We start from the raw sequence: 20095 nt of genomic DNA on the forward strand, positions 1-20095 counted from the left end.
AATGAGCTAATGGGATACGATACGTTAGGCATCTATCTCTATAAATAACTCTAATTAAGACTGGTATTTACTCTATTATTTATTAATAGAATATTAATCTAATATTTAAAGTTAATTATAACTCAGAATATATGCCTTGTAAATAAAAATGTTACCTGGTGTTATTGTTGACTAAAAGTTAATTTTTTATTATTATAAGTGATTAATCTATTAAGCATTAGTTTTAGATACTTGATTATAAGCAGTTTTTAGTTTTTTGATTACTTGTATTATCTCGTCATCATTTAAATGACCATAGCCTAAACGAATAGCACATGTGCTTTTGTTTTGGTACAAAATAGTTTTTGGTAAAAACAAATCCATTTTTTCAGCTTTTTCAGCTAGTTTTATTAATGAAATTTCAGGATGAAAATTTAACCATACTGCAAGACCTCCTGAGGGTATATTCCATTGTGCTATTTCTTTAAAATGTTTAGATAACAAATTGCACAATGAATCCCTTCTTTGCTTATATATAAAGATGTTTTTTTTCATGAGACGATATATTTCACCCTCATTAATTAACTCAGACAACATTTGTTCTTGTATTAAATCGCCTTGTTTATCTAATAATTGTAAATAGTTATTAGCTTCTGAAATTAAGTTTTGAGGAGCAATTACAAAACCTGTTTGAAAACTTGGAAATAAAGACTGTCCAAGTTTTCCTAAATAAATTACGACACCGTTAATATCAGCACTTGCCATGGGTAACATTGCAGAACCTTCAAATTGAAAATCATAATCGTAATCATCTTCAATTATAGCAAATTCGTATTCTTTGGCAAGTTGTAATAATTCTAAACGACGTTCTGCATTTAAAGTCACTCCTGTTGGATAATCTCTATGTGCACATACATATACACATCTAATGCTTTGCTTTTTGAATTTTTTTTTGATATAGGTAACATTTATACCATTTTTATCTACTGGAATTGTTTTTATCTTTGCACCAGCTTGTTGAAAAATCATGTTAGCAGCATAATTACTCATATCTCCTACCAACACAATATCATCTTGTTTTATTAATAACTGAGATACAATATATAAGCTCATTTCTGTACTTCGTGTACTAATGATACTTTTAGGAGTTATATGAAAACCTCTAGTTGCATTTAAATAATTACACAATTGTGTTTGAAACAAAGAATAAGAAAATTCGTTATATCTATTCCATTTTTGGATTAATGTCTTTCGTTTCATTGCTGCACTATACCATCTTGAAAATTGATGTACTGGATGTAGTCGTAAATCAGGATTTCCATCGTTTATAGTATAATTTGCTTTTGTTTGTTGTATTGTAGATGCTAAATGAAAAGATTTTTGAAATGGAAAACCTGTGGTTTCTGCATATTTGTAAGCTTGATTTACTTGTAATGAGTTTGCTCTTATCTTTGCTGTCTTAAGTTCTGGTTCTAAAACAAATGTCCCTTTGTTGGGGATTATTTCTACCCAACCTTGAGAAGCTAACTCTTCATAAACAGCTACTGCTGTATTTCTATGAATTTTTAATATTTGGCTAAGCACACGTGTTCCAGGAAGTATGGCTCCTTTGGTTAAATACCTGCGTTGTATTACGTTAATTATTTTTTGTGAGATTTGAATATATACAGGTTGAGTTAAAGATTTATCAAAATCTATCAATTGCTTAAAAAGGAGATTAACCGGACTATCTTTCATCTTTGTACTGGACTATTTGTATCGTCCGGAAAGTTACGAGTTTTGCACCGTATTTAAAATCCTATACATGAAAATTAAGATTACTTTAATAATTACATTATTATTTTCTGCTACACAAGTAGAAGCGCAAGAAACCTCTATTGAAAGAGATGTTTTAAAAGAAGTTACTATTACATCTACAAGAATAGATTTACCATTCAAAGAACATTCTAGAACTATAGATGTAATTTCATCTGATGATATAAAAAATAGTGCAGCTACTAATGTTGCCGATTTATTACAACAAGTAGCAGGTGTTGATATTAGAAGAAGTGGAACAGGAGGAGGAAATGCAGATTTATATATCAGAGGTGGAGGATTTGACCAAACTTTACTTTTAATTGATGGTATTAAAATGGATGATTCTCAAACAGGTCATCATACCCTAAATGCTGCTATACCAATTGAAATGATTGAAAGAATTGAAGTTGTAAAAGGACCTGCAGCTAGGGTTTTTGGTCAAAATGCATTTACTGGAGCTATAAATATTGTAACTAAAAAGAAATTAAAAAGTGTTGCTACTGTAAATATTGAGGCAGGTTCTTTTGGACAAGTAAATAGTTCTGTTACGTTTGGAGAAGAATATGAAAACACATCTTTTATTGGGCATGTTAGTGCATTAACTTCAGATGGTTATAGATACAACACAGATTATGAAAATAAAAATTATGTGTTAAAAGGAGTTTTTAACAAGAAGAATCAACCAATTGAAGTAATTGCGACTTTTCTTGATAAAAATTATGGAGCCAATGGATTTTATTCAATTGAATCGGCTACAGAACAATATGAAGAAACACAAAGTAGTTTGATAGGTGCAACGACTACTTTTAAATCGGGGAATTTAAAAATAACTCCTAGGTTATATTGGAAAAGAGGACAAGATGAGTATCTGTATATAAGAGATAATCCTAGTGTTTATAGAAACTTACATATAACTCATAAAGTAGGTTTGGAAACAAATGCTTCTTATACTTCAGATCTTGGAGTTACAGGTTTAGGGGTTGATATTTCTAGAGTATTTATTAGTAGTAATAATTTAGGAAATAGAAATAGAACTATGGTAAATTTATTTTTAGAACACCGTTTTAAACTATTAGATGATAAATTAGATATAACACCAGGTGTTGCAGTTACTTATTTTTCTGATTTTAAGTTCTTTGCATTTCCTGGAATAGATATAGGGTATGAATTGTTAGACAATTTAAAAATATATGGAAATGTAGGAGTTACTTATAGAATACCGACGTATACCGATTTATTCTATAACTCACCAACATCGAGTGGAAACTCTAATTTAGAACCAGAAGAAGCTTTTGCACAAGAAATAGGACTAAAGTATAACTCAGGAGTATTTACAGCTTCTATGGCTATTTTTAATAGAGATGCTTCTAATTTAATTGATTATATAAGACCTGATACATCAACTTCTATATATACAGCAACAAATATTACAGAAGTCAATACAAAAGGTTTAGAACTAAATACGGATTACCGTTTTAAAATAAAAGAGTTTGATCAAATATTATCTTTGGGCTATACTTTTTTAGATGATGATATTTTACATGAAAATAAAGAGTTGTCCCGTTATTCTTTAAACACTTTAAAACATCAATTCATAACTCGTTTCTCAAGTAGATTATTTAAGAATGTAAGTCAGAATATTATTTATAAACATGCAGAACGATCTGTAGGGACAAGTTATAATGTTTGGGATGCTTCTATTATTGTAGATATCCAAAAAGTTAGTTTTACGGTTACGGCAAATAATATTTTTAATGCAGACTATATAGAGTCTGGTTTTGTACCCATGCCCCCAAGTAATGTGTTATTTGGTTTGCGTTATAGTTTTTAAAATAAATGTATTTATGAGTGAAGTAAGACACAATTGGACAAAAGAAGAAATTCTTGAAATATATAACAAACCATTAATGGAGCTTTTGTATGAAGCTGCCACTGTTCATAGAGTTCATCATGAACCTAATGAAGTTCAGGTATCTACCTTATTATCTATAAAAACAGGGGGATGTTCTGAAGATTGTGGGTACTGTCCACAAGCAGCAAGATATCATACAGATATTGAAGGAAATGAGTTAATGCCCGTTCAACAAGTAAAAGCACAAGCTTTAAGAGCTAAAGCATCTGGCTCTTCTAGAGTTTGTATGGGGGCATCTTGGAGAAATGTAAAAGATGGACCTGAATTTGATGAAGTTTTAGAAATGGTAAGAACCATTAATAAATTGGACATGGAAGTTTGTTGTACGTTAGGAATGGTTACCGAAAATCAAGCACAACGTTTGGCAGAAGCTGGTTTGTATGCATATAATCATAATTTAGATTCATCAGAAGAATATTACAAAGAAGTAATTTCGACAAGAGGATATCAAGATAGATTAGATACGATTGACAATGTTAGAAAAACAAACGTAACCGTTTGTTCTGGTGGTATTATTGGAATGGGAGAATCTACAGAAGATAGAGCAGGAATGTTAGTTGCCTTATCATCCTTAAATCCTCAGCCAGAATCTACACCTATTAATGCACTGGTAGCAGTAGAAGGGACACCTTTAGAAGATCAGCAACCTGTTGAGATTTGGGATATGATTAGAATGGTTGCAACGACTAGAATTGTATTGCCAGAAACACAAGTAAGATTGTCTGCAGGTAGAACACAAATGAGTCAAGAAGGGCAAGCATTCTGTTTCTTTGCAGGAGCCAATTCTATTTTTGCAGGAGATAAATTATTAACAACTCCAAACCCTGATGTTAATGAGGATATGAAGTTATTTGCAAAATTAGGATTAAATGCCATGAAACCATTTACCAAAAAGGTACAACCAAAATCTGTAGATGCAGTAGATTCTGAATACCAATCTTTGGGAGAAAATCCTAAATGGACAAGACCAGAACATAAAATTGCTAAAAACGAAGAAGCAAAACAAAAAGCAAAAGAGATTAGAGCTGCTGAGAAAGCATAAAATTTAAGTAATAGATTAAGAAAAAACTCGTAGAATTAATTTTCTACGAGTTTTTTTAGTTTAATAAATATTGTTGTGCTAATTTTTTAAAACTAGTAATTTGTTGTTTTTTCCAATCCTCACTTTTAATTAATTGTTCTTGTAATATAGCTGCTACAACTTCTACAGATTCTATGCTTGCTTTAGCATCTAAAAATAATAAACGAATTCTTCTAGCTAAAATATCCTCTATAGTTTTAGCATCTTCTTTTAAAATAGCCCAAACAATTTGTGCTTTGATAAAAGGATAATTAGGGTGAATTTTTTCTTTCAATTCAGGTTTTTCTTCTGCTAGTTTTCTAATTAATTTGGCATCAGTTCCATAAATACCTAAAGGATTTATTTCAGGTTTTTGTTTGCTGTGACCGTGAATATTTAAAAATTCAGTTTCCGATTTAATAAAAGGAATTACAGCAACCATAGTTGCTTTATCCACAACATCTTCAGCCATTTTTCTATAAGTCGTCCATTTTCCACCAGCAATACTAATCAATCCACTTTTGCTAACTTCAATTACATGTTCTCTAGAAATTTCTGCTGTATCTTCTGCATTTCCATTTTTAACCAAAGGACGTAAACCTACAAATACACTTTTTACGTCTTTTTTGGTAGGGTTTTTAGTTAAATACTTTGCTGTATGTGTTAGTAAAAAATCAACTTCTTTATCTTTAGGTAAAGGTTCGTAAGAGTATTTGCTAACAGGAGTATCTGTAGTTCCGATAATAATTTTATCATGCCAAGGAACGGCAAACAAAACTCTACCATCTTCTGTTTCAGGAATCATAATAGCAGTGTTACTGGGTAAAAAACTTTTATCTAACACAATATGTACCCCTTGACTACTTGTCATTATTTTAGGAGTTGTCTTGTGATCTTGTTGTCTAATGGTATCAGAAAAAACACCTGTAGCATTGATAACTGATTTTGCTTGAATAGCATAGGTTTTTAATGTGTTTGTGTCTTTAATAATAGCTCCGTCTATCAACCCTGCTAAGTTTTTGGTAAAATCTATAAACTCTGTGTAGTTCAAAACAGTAGCTCCTTGTTCTTTGGCGGTCTGCATCATGTTGATAAGCAATCGAGTATCATCAAACTGACCATCGTGATAAATAACACCACCACGCAATCCCTTTTGACTAACGGTGGGAATGTAGTTAATTGTTTCTTCTTTAGATAAAAATTCAGAATCACCAAAACCTTCTTTTCCGGCCAACCAATCGTATAATTTTAATCCAATTCCGTAAAATGGACTTTCCCACCAATCGTAGGTAGGTACTACAAATTTTAAATCGTGAACAATATGTGGAGCATTTCTTTTTAGAATAGCACGCTCTTTTAAAGCTTCTAAAACCAAAGAAAAATTTCCTTGTTGTAAATACCTAACTCCACCATGAATTAGTTTGGTGCTTTTGCTAGAAGTTCCTTTTCCATAATCTTCTTTTTCTACTAATAAAGTTTTGTAGCCTCTAGAAGCAGCATCAATAGCAGCTCCTATTCCTGTGGCACCACCACCAATAATTAAGATATCCCAATGTGTGTTTTCAAGTTTTTCTTTCATAGTAATAAGTTATGATGGTTGTTTTAAAGGTACTATAATTATCAGTTGATAACTATTTTGTTTGCATGTGAAATCATCAATATTTTACGTGATATATTTTGTATTTTTAAAACTTCCCAAAACAACATATATGTACTTAATTTTTGATACAGAAACTACAGGTTTACCTAAAAGTTACAAAGCACCTATGACAGACACAGACAACTGGCCTAGATGTATACAAATAGCATGGCAGTTGCATGATGATATGGGGCGTGTTGTAGAACATGATAATTTTATGGTACAACCAAATGGATTTAATATTCCGTTTGACTCTGAAAAAATTCATGGTATTTCTACAGAATTGGCTCAAGAACAAGGAATTTCTTTACAAGAAAGTTTAGAGCGATTTAATATCGTTTTGGGAAAAACTAAATTCTTAGTAGGACAAAATGTTACGTTTGATGTAAACATTATGGGGGCTGAATTTATTAGAGCTGGAATCACCCCAAATTTTAAAGCTTTTGAATTTGATAGTTTTGATTTAGAGACGTATAATTTTGGAACTAAGCCTCCCAAAAATCGTTCAATGGCTATTGATGATTTGTCTGAAGATGATAAAAATACATTGGGCATTTTAGATACCTGTACAGAAGTTACAGCTAGTATGTGTCAGTTACCAGGAGGTAGGGGAGGAAAATTTAAACTACCCACTTTAACAGAATTACATAATTATTTGTTTGGAGTTGGTTTTGGAGAAGCTCACAATGCAACTGCCGATGTGGAGGCAACTACACGCTGTTTCTTTGAATTGATTAGAAAACAAGCATTTACTCAAGAGCAATTAGATGTAGATCCTAATTATTTTACAGAATTTAGAACTATAAATCCTAAACCTTTTGACGTTATAGGTTTAAAACACTTAAACTTAAAAAAAGAAAGTGAAAAAATAAGAAAACGTCAATCAGAACAAGCAGGAGCTAAGGGTAAAGGAGTTAATGTAAAAGAAAGTTTAGCCAAGTTAGAAGATGTTTCTTTTGCACATTTACACAATCATACACAATATTCTATTTTACAATCTACTATAGAAATTGGAGCATTGGTGAACAATGCAGGTAAACACAATATGTCTGCTGTAGCTATGACAGATACAGGAAACATGATGGCATCTTTTCATTTTACCAATGCCGTTGCTGGTTATAATAATGGTATAAAAGCAAAAAGAGAAGAGGCAGAAGAAAAAGGTGAAGTATTTACTGATAAAGAATTGGTTCCTATTGTTGGTTGTGAATTTTTTGTTTGTGAAAATCATTTAGATAAAACTAAAAAAGACAACGGTTATCAAGTTGTTTTGTTAGCTAAAAACAGAAAAGGATATCAAAATTTGGCAAAAATGTCATCTACAGCGTTTGTGGATGGGTTTTATTATGTGCCAAGAATTGATCGAAACATTATAGAACAATACAAAGAAGATGTTATAGCGTTAACGGGAAATTTATATGGAGAAGTTCCTAGTAAAATTTTAAACGTTGGTGAAAAACAAGCTGAAGAGGCTTTAGTTTGGTGGAAAGAGCAGTTTGGAGATGACTTGTACATTGAAATGATGCGACATGGTCAAGAAGATGAAAATGTTGTGAATAAAGTCTTGCTAGAGTTTTCTGAAAAATATGATATAAAGATTGTTGCGACCAATAATACTTTTTATATCAATCAAGAAGATGCCAATGCACATGATATTTTATTGTGTGTAAAAGATGGAGAAAAACAAGCCACTCCAATAGGTAGAGGTAGGGGGTATAGATATGGATTGCCTAACGATCAATATTACTTTAAAACTCCCGATGAAATGAAGGAGCTTTTTGTGGATGTGCCAGAAGCAATTAGTAATATTCAGGAATTGGTAGATAAAATTACTCCATTTACTTTGGCAAGTGATGTATTACTTCCTGCCTTTGATATTCCAGATCAGTTTAAAGATGTAAAGGATTTAGAGGATAAAGGAAAAAGAGGAGAAAACAACTTTTTAGCGCATTTGGTGTATGAAGGAGCTAAAAAAAGATATGGGGAAATTACAGAGCCTATTAGAGAACGTTTAGATCTTGAATTAGATGTAATTGCCAAAACCGGATACCCTGGTTACTTCTTAATTGTAGAAGACTTTATTCGAGCAGCCCGTGAAATGGGTGTTTCTGTAGGACCTGGTCGTGGATCTGCAGCGGGTTCTGTAGCTGCTTATTGTTTATGGATAACCAATATTGATCCTATTCAGTACGATTTACTTTTTGAGAGATTCTTGAATCCGGAACGTATATCTATGCCTGATATTGATATTGATTTTGATGATGAAGGACGTGGTCGAGTAATTGATTATGTAATTGATAAGTATGGAGCCAATCAAGTAGCTCAAATTATTACATACGGAACTATGGCAGCCAAATCTTCTATTAGAGATACTGCCAGAGTATTAGATTTACCTTTGTTTGAGGCCGATAGAATTGCCAAGCTAATTCCGGGGATGAAACTGAAGAAAATTTTTGGATTAGACGATAAGGAATTAGCATCTAAACTACGATCCGAAGAAATAGAAATGGTAAATGAGCTAAAACGCATTTCTGATGGGGATGGTTTAGAAGCAGAAACTATTAATAAAGCAAGAGTATTAGAGGGTTCCGTTCGTAACACAGGAATCCATGCCTGTGGAGTTATTATTACTCCAGATGATATTACAAAATTTGTTCCCGTTTCTGTAGCCAAAGATTCAGACATGTATGTTACTCAGTTTGACAACTCAGTGGTAGAAGATGCTGGACTGTTAAAAATGGACTTTTTGGGGCTAAAGACCCTTACTTTAATTAAGCATACTTGCCAAATTGTAAAAGCAAGACATGATGTAGATTTAGATCCAGAGGCTTTTCCTATTGATGATTTAAAAACATATGAGTTGTTCCAAAGAGGAGAAACGGTTGGGATTTTTCAATATGAATCACCTGGAATGCAAAAATACATGCGTGAATTAAAGCCGACAGTTTTTGCGGATTTAATTGCGATGAATGCCTTGTACAGACCAGGACCTTTAGAATATATTCCAAGTTTTATTAATAGAAAACACGGAATTGAAGAAATTTTGTATGATTTACCTGCTGAAGAATACAAAAACCGATTGGCAGAAACCTATGGTATTACCGTATACCAAGAGCAGGTGATGTTACTGTCTCAAGATTTAGCCGGATTCACCAAAGGTCAGGCCGATACCTTGCGTAAAGCAATGGGTAAGAAGCAGATTGCAGTACTGGCAAAAATGAAACCTTTGTTTGTTAGTCAAGCAGCTGCTAAAGGACATGATGAAAAAGCCTTAGAAAAAATTTGGAAAGACTGGGAGGCATTTGCATCGTATGCATTTAACAAATCTCATTCAACCTGTTATGCTTGGATTGCATACCAAACAGCTTATTTAAAAGCACATTATCCTGCAGAATATATGGCAGCTGTGTTGTCTAACAACATGAATGATATTAAGCAGGTTACCTTTTTTATGGAAGAGTGTAAGCGAATGGGATTGACTGTTTTAGGGCCTGATGTAAACGAATCTTATGCAAAATTTTCTGTAAATGATGAAGGAGCCGTTCGTTTTGGAATGGCAGCCATTAAAGGAGTTGGAGGAATAGCTGTAGAGGGAATTATAAATGAACGAAAAGAAAACGGACCTTTTGCTTCTATTTTTGATGTAGCCAAACGTGTAGATTTAAGAACTTGTAATAAAAAAGCATTTGAAGGTTTGGCTTTGGCAGGTGGTTTTGATTCTTTTGGAGATGTACACAGAGCTCAGTTTTTTGCTACCGATGAAAAGGGAATGACTTTTTTAGAAAAGGCAATGAAGTTTGGTCATGCCTATCAAGAAAGTATCAACTCTTCTCAAGTATCCTTATTTGGTGAGGCTTCTGATGTTCAATTACCAGAACCTTTAGTTCCTCCTTGCGAAACTTGGGGGACTATGGAAACTTTATCAAAAGAAAAAGAAGTGGTGGGAATTTATATTTCTGCTCATCCGTTAGACGATTATAAAAACGAAATGCGCTTTACCAATTGTAGTGTAAGTATGTTTAAAGAGGATTTAAAAAAATATGTAGGAAATGGTTTTTCATTTGCTGGAATTTTAACAAGTGCAGAACATAGAATTGCCAAAAATGGAAATGGTTGGGGATCTTTTATTATTGAAGATTATATGGATTCTCATGAGTTTAGATTATTTGGAGAAGATTATTTACGTTACCAACACATGTTAGTGCCTAATTCTTTTTTATACATAAGTGGTACAATTCAGCGTGGATGGATGCAAAAAGATGGTACGGAAGGGACTCCAAGAGAAAAGTTTTCTGATTTTTCTTTACTGTCAGATGTGATGGATAAAAAATGTAAGAAGATTACGTTTAAAATGAAATTACATGAAATAACAGAAGAAAGAATAGAACAGTTAGAAATGTTACTATCTGGTTATACAGGTGAAGGAGCTAAACAAACAATAGGATTTAATTTAATATCGGACAAAGATAGAATTGATATAGAAATGCCATCAAGAACTTATAAACTAAAAATATCGTCAGAACTATTTGAGTATTTGGATAAGGAAGGGTTTGAGTATAAGTTGAATTAAAATAAAAAAGAGGTAAATAATTTTAATTATTTACCTCTTTTTTGTTTTGTGTAATGTAGTTCTCTTAATAAGAAATATTAAAAGGAGTTCTTTTTCCAGGTTCATGACCTTCCCCCACCTTGCTTACAACACATCTAAAACCAATATAATCTGTAGACATGTATTCTTCCATAAATCTTCTTTGTGATGGATCTAACCAGAATTCTCTATCTTTCCAAGATCCTCCTTTGTATACTCTAGAATGATTTGTAATTAAAGAGGTTCTCGTTTTGTCATCATATACATACTCTAATTTTCCTGTTTCTTCATTAAGAACTGGAGCAGGAATAATAGGGGCATTGTATACTTTTTTTACTCTTTCAGGATCCTCTTCTAAATATGTTCTAGAAGAAGCAGTATCTCCGTCTGCAAAATCTCTATTGTCAGCTTTTTGAAAGCTAGGACTTAAATAGGCATCACTACTAGATATTTGTTCTTTAATTATTTGTCCAGGAAGTACTGTAGGTACAATTTTACCATTAGGTAATGTGTCATAAGTAATGGTATTATAATCAGCAATTACAATATTTCCGTTTTCATTTAATTTAGGTTTTCTAAATACGTTTCCTCTAGCGTAGTTAAAGTCGTTTAAGTTAGTGTCTATTTCTGGTCTGTAAACATCAAAAACCCATTCTGCAACGTTTCCTGACATATCGTACAATCCAAAAGCATTAGGAGGGTAACTTCTTACTGGAGTTGTAATATCTCCATAATCAGAACTCCACCCTGCAATACCACTATAATCTCCTTTACCTTGCTTAAAGTTGGCATGTTGTACATAGTATTTACTTTGTAAATCTCTTGTACTTTCACCATTCCAAGCATATTTTTTTCTACCTCTAATAGAGTTAAAATATCTATTTTCAATATCAGCTTTAGCAGCATATTCCCATTCAACTTCTGTAGGTAATCTGTAAGAAGGAGATGGAGAGTGTCTGTCTATATTTAAGATAATATCTTTTTTATCTACAACAGCAGCAATTGCTGTAGTATCATTTTCTTCTTCTTCAGGATTGGTTACATATTCTGTATAAATAGAATAATCTCCGTTAAATAACAATTTAGGATCAGCTTCAAACACTTCTGCATCAAAATGGTTTCTTCCTTCAACAGTAATTTGTTTGTTTGTATATAAAGGTTTTAAAACCCCTTCTTCCATTAATTGTTTTTCAGTAATTCTATCGGTTCTCCATTTACAGTAATCATTTGCTTGCCTCCAACTTACTCCCACAACAGGATAGTTTTCATAAGCTCTGTGACGTAAATAATTTTTAGATAAGCCAGCATCATGACCTAAAGGTTTTTCCCAAACCCCTTCATTAGGAACTGCAGCTGCATAAATATGTTTGTATTTTGGATTTTCTGGAGGGAATACTTTTTTTAGCCAATCTAAATAAATAAGATATTCTCTGTTGGTTACTTCTGTATCATCAATATAAAAACTTTGTACGTGTACAGATTTTGGTGGGTTTGTAATACCTCCCATTACATCTTGCTGAGTTTGTCCCATCACAAAAACACCACCTTCTATAAGAACCATATTATTGGTTATTTCTTGTCCTCCATTAGGAGATAGTCTAGAAAGACCACCGTTTTCGGGTAAACTAAAATCCATTCCTACGTTTTCGGAACGTCTATTAGTACTAAGGTTTTGCTGGTTAAAACAACTTGTTAAGCAAAGTAGTAATAAGCTAGATATCAAGATTGTTTTTATGAATTTTTTCATAAAGATTGAAATCACTATAATTGTTAATTGGTACGCAAGATATCATATAATCCTTAATTATACAATTTAAATACGTTGTGTAATTGAGAAGTTTATAATCGCTATATTCGTCAAATAATTCCATAGAAATGAAACTACGCTACTTAGTCTTTATTATATTAAGTACCTTGAATATATTTAGTCAAGAAAAACAAACTTTTAGTTTAGATTGGAAACAAGTATATGAACCTGTTTTACAGAAGAGTATATTAGTTGCGACTAATGTAGCTCTTAATCATGATTTACAACCTTCCTTTGGGTATCACTTTAAAATAGAAGAAGGTAGGTCTATTGATAATTATGAATTTACAAACGTTATTACAGAAAAATTAACGAATAGTGAGTTAAATACTGTAGATGTTAGTTTGTTACTAAATACATTTACTCCTTTACTTAGTGTTGTTAAACAGAGAAATAAAAATACAATTGCAGTAGAGGCAAATCCTGTTTATAAAAAAGATAATGGAGAAATTGTAAAAGTAACTTCTTTTCAACTTAATTATGGTTTAACAAGTTTATCTAGTTCAAGGATTAGTGCTATAAATGGAACAACTGCTCAAATTAATTCTGTTTTGTCGTCGGGTACTTGGTATAAAGTTGCTGTTGATAAATCTGGAGTTTTTAAAATAGATGCTTCATTTTTTAATTCATTAGGAGTTAATATATCATCTATAAACCCTAGAAATATAAGAGTTTATGGAAATGGAGGTGTTATGTTGCCAGAGTTGCTAAGTGAATCTAGAAAAGAAGATTTGGTAGAGAATGCTATTTTTGTATCTGGTGAAAATGACAATGTGTTTAATGATAATGATTATGTTCTGTTTTATGCACAAGGTCCTATAGGTTGGGATTTGGTATCAAGAAATAATATTACTCATCAACAAAATATTTATAGTGATTTAGCCTATTATTTTATAAATGTAGATTCAGGTGTAAATGGAAAAAGAATTAAAAATAAGGCAACTATAACGAATACTGCTACAAAAAGCATTAATACGTTTACAGATTATCAATTTCATGAAAAAGAGTTGATAAACTATATTAGAGTAGGGAAAAAATGGTTTGGAGAAGACTTTACCTTAAATAATAGGCAGTCATTTACGTTTAATTTTCCTAACATAGATACAAGTCAACCAGTGTTTTTAAAAGGATCTTTTACAGGTTTGTCTAGTAGTGTTTCTACAGATTATTTGGTGCAGTATGACAATAATGATGGGAATGTAGATAATAATAATCAAGTTTTATCTGCAAGTATCGCTTCAACAAGTAGCTCTGCGTATGTAGATAATTTAGTGTCTAATACTTTTAATGTAGAAAACTCTAATGTTAAGTTAGATATTACATGGAATCATAATGGCGATCTATCTGCTTTAGCTTATTTGGATTATTTAGAAGTGAGTGCTGATCGATTTTTAACCGCTACAGGGCAACAGTTTAATTTCTTAAACTTTAATTCAAACACAACTTCCGAAGTTTTAGAATATACTATTGCCAACAATTCTGAAATAGATGCAATTTGGAATGTTACAGATCCAACAAATGTTACTAATATTCAGGACCTAGATTTAGGAACTAGTACTTTTAAATTTAAAGAAATTACTGATGGAGTTTTAGATTATTATCAAGTTGTAAAAGAGTCAAATGCTTATACACCTATCAAGTTGGAAAACTCGATTGTTGTCAATCAAAACTTACATGGTTTAACAAACGTACAGTATATAATAGTAACAAATAAAAGTTTAAAAAGTCAAGCACAAAGATTGGCTAATTATCATCAAGAAAACACAACTATATCAGAAACAAACAATAGTTTATTAAATGTTGAAGTGGTAGAAATAGATGAGATTTACAATGAGTTTGGTTCTGGATCTCCAGATATAACAGCTATTAGAGATTTTCTTAAATATATATATGATAATGGAACTTCTGAAGAAACCAAACTAAAATATGTTTGTTTTTTTGGTGATGCAAGTATAGATTACAAAGAAATTAAATATCCAAATACAAATTTGGTTCCCGTATACTTATCTACAAGAAGTACCAGTTTAACAAGCTCTTACAATACAGATGATTATTTTGCTTATTTAGACGAAACAGACGATACAAACAATGATGGAGAAGTGAATCCAGGAGGGCAATTAGATATTTCAACTGGAAGAATACCTGTGAAGACAGAACAAGAAGCCAAACAATATATAGACAAGGTCTTAAATTACTACACTCCAAAATCTTTTGGGGATTGGAAAAATAAAGTTACTCTTTTGGGGGATGATGGTCAAGATGGAGAAGATCAGGATTTGATAAAACACTTAGAAGAATCAGCTTTAAAGATAGGAGTAAATAATAAGAACTTAAATTTAGATAAGTTATATACAGATGCTTTTAAAGAAGAAGTTACTGCAGGTGGAGGAAGATATCCAGATATAAAAAAGAGATTTGACGAAGCTTTTGAAAGAGGATCTTTAGTCATTAATTATTTTGGACATGGAAATACTTCTACACTGGGAGAAGAGGTATATATGGGAATATCTGATATAAGAGGGTATAGAAATTTAAATAATCTTCCACTGTTTATTACAGTAACCTGTGATTTTTCTAGATTTGATGATCCTACATTTGTGTCTGGAGGAGAAGAGTTGATAGAAAGTGCCTATGGAGGAGCTGGTTCTATGATAACAACTTCTAGAGAAATTACTATATTCTCAGGAGAAACTATAAATAATAAATTAGCAGATTTTCTTTATAGTTACGATGGTAAGAGTAGAACAATAGCAGAAGCTTTAAAAGATGCTAAAAACGAAATTATACTATCTAACGAATTGTTTGTGTATTTCTTTGGAGATCCAGCCATGAAACTATCAATACCCAAAGAAGGAGTTGTTTTAAACAATGTACAAAAACATATTACAAATACCGAAACAGGAAATGTAACTTATAGTGATGTTACTGAATTAAACGGATTGTCTAAATTAAGAGTAACTGGAGAAGTACAAAATGAAGGTTTGTTAAACGAAAACTTTAATGGAGAATTATCTGTTATTTTATACGACAAAGAAATAGATAGAAAAACATTATTAAATGAAGGAGCTGGAACAGTTGTAGAGTTTAAGTCCTTAGAAAGTAAAGTTTTTGTGGGAAAAGCATCTGTTACCAATGGAGTGTTTAAGTTCGATTTTGTTTTACCTAAAGATGTAAGCGTATTGCCCGAAAATGCTAAATTTAGCTTTTATGCAGCTTCTACTACAGAAGAAAGAGCAGGAAGTAGTTTTGATTATAAGGTAGGAGGAATAGATCCTGATGTAGAGGAGGATACAACAGCACCAGAAATTCAACTCTTTTTTGAAGATGAAACTTTTGTTGCCGGAGGAAATACATCATCAACACCTAACTTACTTGCTAAAATTTATGATGAAAATGGAGTGAATACTTCCTTAAATTCTATAGGACATAATATCACTTTGGTTATAGATGGAGATTTGGCCAACCCGATATCATTAAATGAGTATTATACAACAGAAAAAGACGACTTTACAAACGGAGTAGTAAACTATCAGTTGTCTGAATTAGAAATAGGAAATCATACAATTACATTTAAAGCGTGGGATTCACATAATAATTCATCAACTCAAACGTTAAACTTTTTTGTAGAAGAAGATAAAGGGTTTAAATTAAGTAAGGTATTAAACTATCCAAACCCATTTATTAACCACACAGAATTTTGGTTTAAAAATAATAGACTTGGTGATCCATTAGAAATTAAAATACAAATTTATACGGTATCAGGTAAATTGATAAAAACAATTAGATCAACAACCAATAACTCTGATAATATAGAAAGATCTGTTACCTGGGATGGTAGAGATGACTATGGAAATCGTTTGGGGAAAGGAGTTTATTTGTATAAATTAGTTGTAAAAAACACATTTACAGATGAAGTTGATGAAAAAATTGAAAAATTAGTAATATTGTAAAAACAGAAACAAACTATATGAGAATCTTAAAATTAAACTTAACTACTTTAGTTTTGACTGTACTTTTTAGTACATCACTTTATGCCCAAGAGAATAATACCATTACAACAGTAGCTCCTTTTTTAAATATTGTTACAGATGCAAGGGCAGCCGCAATGGGAGATGTTGGAGTTGCTTCCTCTGCTGATGGAAATGCTCTTTTTCACAATGCCGCTAAAATGGTGTTTCATAAAAATGAAGTTACTTTAGGAATAAATTACACACCTTGGTTACGTAACCTAACAGATGATATTTATGTAGGTAATTTCACTTATCAACAGAAAATAGATGAGAGAAGTGCTTTTGGTGGTGGGATAAAATACTTTAATTATGGTGAAATAGAAATTACACAATCGGGAGATAGCGGAACTAGTTCTAAGGGTTCTCCGTATGAATTAGCTTTAGATGCGGCTTATTCATTAAAATTAAGTGAAAATTATTCTATGGCTGTAGCCCTTAGGTACATTAGATCTGATTTAAGTATTACAGGTACATCTATTTCAGATATTCAACCTTCAAATGGTTTTGCAGTAGATATTTCTGGATACTATGTGTCTAATGAAATGGCTTTTAGCGAATTTAATGGAGTTGCAAGAGCAGGTTTTAATATTAGTAACATAGGTCCTAAAGTAAGTGTGTTAAACAGCGAAGGTTTTTTACCCACCAATTTAAAATTAGGAGGAGGGTTCGATTTTATTGTTGATGACTACAATCAATTAGGGTTAACGTTAGAATTTACCAAATTATTGGTTCCTGCTGTAGATGGGGAAGATAAAAATTTTATAGAAGGAATGATTTCTTCTTTTGGAGATGCTCCAGGAGGTTTAAAAGAAGAATTACAAGAAGTAACTATTGGTTTAGGAGCAGAGTATTTATATAACAATGCATTTGCTTTTAGAGCAGGATACTTTAAAGAAAACGAAAATAAAGGAAATAGAAACTTTTTTACATTGGGAGCTGGTTTTAGAGCAAGTTCTTTTAACGTTGATATTTCTTACTTAGCAAGTAATTCTGTAGTAAACAATCCACTTGAAAACACACTTAGATTCTCGTTGTCTTTTGATTTAGGAGATATATACGAGTATTAATCCTAAAAATATATTTACATTTGAGCCAGCATTAATAGAATGCTGGCTTTTTTATTTATTACATATGTATAGCAATATTATCATTACAGGTACAGGAAGTGCCATTCCCAATAGAATAGTAAAAAACACAGATTTTAAAAATCACGTATTTTTAAATGAAGATGGTTCTCTTTTTGAAAAAGAAAACAGTGAAATTATTGAGAAATTTAACGCAATTACAGGAATTGAAGAAAGAAGGTATGCGGAAGATCATGTAAATACATCTGATTTGGCTACACAAGCATCTGTAGAAGCTATTAAATCCTCTAAAATTGATAAAGAAGAGTTAGATTTAATTATTGTAGCTCATAATTTTGGAGATATTAAAAAAGGAAGTATACAAGGAGATATGTTGCCTAGTTTGGCAACTCGTGTTAAAAATAAATTAGGAATAGAAAATCCAAACTGTGTGGCATATGATATTCTTTTTGGATGTCCGGGTTGGGTACAGGCTATGATACAAGCAAATCAAGCAATAAAAGCAGGAGATGCTAAAAAAGTATTAATAATTGGGGCAGAAACATTGTCTAGAGTTGTTGATGATAGTGATAGAGATAGTATGATTTTTGCTGATGGAGCGGGAGCAACTATTTTAGAATTAAAAAAAGAAGATAAGGAAAGAGGAATTTTAAGTACAGCTGCTCAAACCTATGCAATAGAAGAGGCAGGGTATTTATATTCGGGACCTTCATACAATCAAAATTTAGATCAAGACGTTAACTATATAAAAATGTTAGGGCGTAAAATTTATGAATTTGCATTGACAAAAGTACCTGCAGCCATAAAAGTAGCGATGGATAAAAGAGGATTAGAAATAGATGATATTTCTAAAATATTCTTACATCAAGCTAACGAAAAAATGGACGAAGCCATTGTAAAAAGGTTGTATAGAGAATACAGAAAACCAGTTAAAAAGAATGTGATGCCAATGTCTATTCAAAAACTAGGAAACAATTCTGTAGCTACAGTTCCTATTTTATACGATATGGTTTTACGAAATCAATTAGAAGGTCATTCTGTTGAGATCAACGATATTGTTGTATTTGCGTCTGTTGGAGCAGGAATGAACATAAATGCAATTACGTATAAACTATAATTATAGTTTTAAGAATTTACTTTTAATCTTGGATTTGCAGTAACACTTTGGTTGTTGTACAATCCAAGTTTATATTTTTGATAAGCAGTAATAGCAATCATAGCAGCATTGTCTGTAGTATATTCAAATTTAGGAATGTAACAAGACCAACCAAAATGTGTTTGAGCATTGGTTAAACGTTTTCTAATTTCTGAATTGGCAGAAACACCACCTGCAATTGCTACTTGTTTAATCCCTGTTTCTTTTACGGCTTTTTTAAGTTTATCCATTAATATTTCGGCAATTGTGTTTTGTACACTAGCGCATATATCATTTAAGTTCTCTTGAATAAAATTAGGATTTTCTTTTACCTGCTTTTGAATAAAATATAAAATAGCTGTTTTTAAACCGCTAAAACTAAAATGGTGTTCTTTTACTTTAGGCTTGGTAAATGTAAAAACAGGGTTCCCTGTTTGAGCATGTTTGTCTATTAAAGGACCTCCAGGATAAGGCAATCCTAAAATCTTAGCAGTTTTATCATAAGCCTCTCCAACAGCATCATCAATAGTTTCTCCTAAAATCTCCATGTCAAAATAATTGTTCACTTTTACAATTTGTGTGTGACCCCCGCTAATAGTTAAGCATAAAAAAGGAAATGTTGGTTTTTTATCGCTAGCATCATCAATAAAATGAGCCAAAATATGAGCCTGCATATGATTAATAGCTAACAAAGGAACGTTTAAAGCAAGTGCCATAGATTTGGCAAAAGATGCTCCTACTAGCAAAGAACCCATCAAACCAGGACCTTGTGTAAATGCAATAGCGTTAAGGTTTTCTTTGGTAATGTTTGCTTCTTTTAGAGCAGCATGTACTACAGGAACAATGTTTTGTTGATGTGCTCTAGAAGCTAATTCTGGAACTACCCCTCCATATTTTGAATGTATCTCTTGATTGGCAACAATATTAGATAGAATTTGTTCGTTACAAATTACAGAAGCACTGGTATCATCGCAAGAAGATTCTATGGCTAAGATGTATGTTTTATCAAGCATATTTACAGTTTAATTAACTATTTTAGTGGCACAAATTTAGGGTTTATAAAAACAATAATAAAAATACTCG

At 31.8% G+C, this 20095-nt stretch carries 10 protein-coding genes; 6 read left to right on the top strand and 4 right to left on the bottom strand.

Translation table 11 applies throughout. The features are described 5' to 3' along the window. Nucleotides 1-210 precede the first annotated feature (210 nt). Nucleotides 211-1716 carry an aminotransferase-like domain-containing protein gene (locus tag FHR24_RS12175; RefSeq protein WP_167189150.1) on the bottom strand — a complete coding sequence of 502 codons (1506 nt, stop codon included), beginning with the start codon at nucleotides 1714-1716 and terminating at the stop codon, nucleotides 211-213. 67 nt (nucleotides 1717-1783) lie between these two features. Here FHR24_RS12175 and FHR24_RS12180 point away from each other — a divergent pair, with 67 nt between their 5' ends. Next, nucleotides 1784-3607, top strand: coding sequence for a TonB-dependent receptor plug domain-containing protein (locus tag FHR24_RS12180; protein WP_167189153.1), 1824 nt, complete (start codon nucleotides 1784-1786; stop codon nucleotides 3605-3607). Between the two features lie 13 nt (nucleotides 3608-3620). Next, nucleotides 3621-4730, top strand: coding sequence for a biotin synthase BioB (gene bioB / locus FHR24_RS12185; protein ID WP_167189156.1), 1110 nt, complete (start codon nucleotides 3621-3623; stop codon nucleotides 4728-4730). Between the two features lie 55 nt (nucleotides 4731-4785). Here bioB and FHR24_RS12190 read toward each other — a convergent pair whose 3' ends face one another. Continuing rightward, nucleotides 4786-6327 carry a glycerol-3-phosphate dehydrogenase/oxidase gene (locus FHR24_RS12190; protein WP_167189159.1) on the bottom strand — a complete coding sequence of 514 codons (1542 nt, stop codon included), beginning with the start codon at nucleotides 6325-6327 and terminating at the stop codon, nucleotides 4786-4788. Nucleotides 6328-6457: 130 nt separating this feature from the next. Here FHR24_RS12190 and dnaE point away from each other — a divergent pair, with 130 nt between their 5' ends. Next, the gene (gene dnaE / locus FHR24_RS12195; RefSeq protein WP_167189162.1) at nucleotides 6458-10957 is read left to right on the top strand and encodes a DNA polymerase III subunit alpha; all 4500 of its coding nucleotides are present in this window, start codon (nucleotides 6458-6460) and stop codon (nucleotides 10955-10957) included. Between the two features lie 64 nt (nucleotides 10958-11021). On the opposite strand, the gene gldJ is transcribed toward dnaE, so the two are convergent. Next, nucleotides 11022-12722: a gliding motility lipoprotein GldJ gene (gene gldJ / locus FHR24_RS12200; RefSeq protein ID WP_167189165.1), complete on the bottom strand. Its 1701-nt coding sequence runs from the start codon at nucleotides 12720-12722 to the stop codon at nucleotides 11022-11024. A 128-nt stretch (nucleotides 12723-12850) separates the two neighbouring features. Here gldJ and porU point away from each other — a divergent pair, with 128 nt between their 5' ends. The 3 genes from porU (at nucleotide 12851) to FHR24_RS12215 (ending at nucleotide 18994) form a co-directional block, all read left to right on the top strand. Next, complete coding sequence (porU, locus tag FHR24_RS12205; RefSeq protein ID WP_449441504.1) at nucleotides 12851-16732, top strand: type IX secretion system sortase PorU; 3882 nt, start codon at nucleotides 12851-12853, stop codon at nucleotides 16730-16732. A 17-nt stretch (nucleotides 16733-16749) separates the two neighbouring features. Beyond that, nucleotides 16750-17859 carry a type IX secretion system outer membrane channel protein PorV gene (gene porV / locus FHR24_RS12210; protein ID WP_167189171.1) on the top strand — a complete coding sequence of 370 codons (1110 nt, stop codon included), beginning with the start codon at nucleotides 16750-16752 and terminating at the stop codon, nucleotides 17857-17859. A gap of 64 nt (nucleotides 17860-17923) precedes the next feature. Then, complete coding sequence (locus FHR24_RS12215) at nucleotides 17924-18994, top strand: 3-oxoacyl-ACP synthase III family protein (RefSeq protein ID WP_167189175.1); 1071 nt, start codon at nucleotides 17924-17926, stop codon at nucleotides 18992-18994. Nucleotides 18995-19002: 8 nt separating this feature from the next. Here the strand turns inward: FHR24_RS12215 and tsaD are convergent, their stop codons facing one another. Further along, nucleotides 19003-20025: a tRNA (adenosine(37)-N6)-threonylcarbamoyltransferase complex transferase subunit TsaD gene (gene tsaD / locus FHR24_RS12220; protein ID WP_167189178.1), complete on the bottom strand. Its 1023-nt coding sequence runs from the start codon at nucleotides 20023-20025 to the stop codon at nucleotides 19003-19005. Between the last annotated feature and the right edge of the window lie 70 nt (nucleotides 20026-20095).

It is taken from the genome of Wenyingzhuangia heitensis, from assembly GCF_011762155.1.
GTDB lineage: Bacteria > Bacteroidota > Bacteroidia > Flavobacteriales > Flavobacteriaceae > Wenyingzhuangia > Wenyingzhuangia heitensis.

Bases quoted from the DNA above. Each gene is read 5' to 3' on its own strand.
- FHR24_RS12175 (WP_167189150.1), bottom strand. From the start codon at position 1,716: ATGAAAGATAGTCCGGTTAATCTCCTTTTTAAGCAATTGATAGATTTT.
- FHR24_RS12180 (WP_167189153.1), top strand. From the start codon at position 1,784: ATGAAAATTAAGATTACTTTAATAATTACATTATTATTTTCTGCTACA.
- bioB (WP_167189156.1), top strand. From the start codon at position 3,621: ATGAGTGAAGTAAGACACAATTGGACAAAAGAAGAAATTCTTGAAATA.
- FHR24_RS12190 (WP_167189159.1), bottom strand. From the start codon at position 6,327: ATGAAAGAAAAACTTGAAAACACACATTGGGATATCTTAATTATTGGT.
- dnaE (WP_167189162.1), top strand. From the start codon at position 6,458: ATGTACTTAATTTTTGATACAGAAACTACAGGTTTACCTAAAAGTTAC.
- gldJ (WP_167189165.1), bottom strand. From the start codon at position 12,722: ATGAAAAAATTCATAAAAACAATCTTGATATCTAGCTTATTACTACTT.
- porU (WP_449441504.1), top strand. From the start codon at position 12,851: ATGAAACTACGCTACTTAGTCTTTATTATATTAAGTACCTTGAATATA.
- porV (WP_167189171.1), top strand. From the start codon at position 16,750: ATGAGAATCTTAAAATTAAACTTAACTACTTTAGTTTTGACTGTACTT.
- FHR24_RS12215 (WP_167189175.1), top strand. From the start codon at position 17,924: ATGTATAGCAATATTATCATTACAGGTACAGGAAGTGCCATTCCCAAT.
- tsaD (WP_167189178.1), bottom strand. From the start codon at position 20,025: ATGCTTGATAAAACATACATCTTAGCCATAGAATCTTCTTGCGATGAT.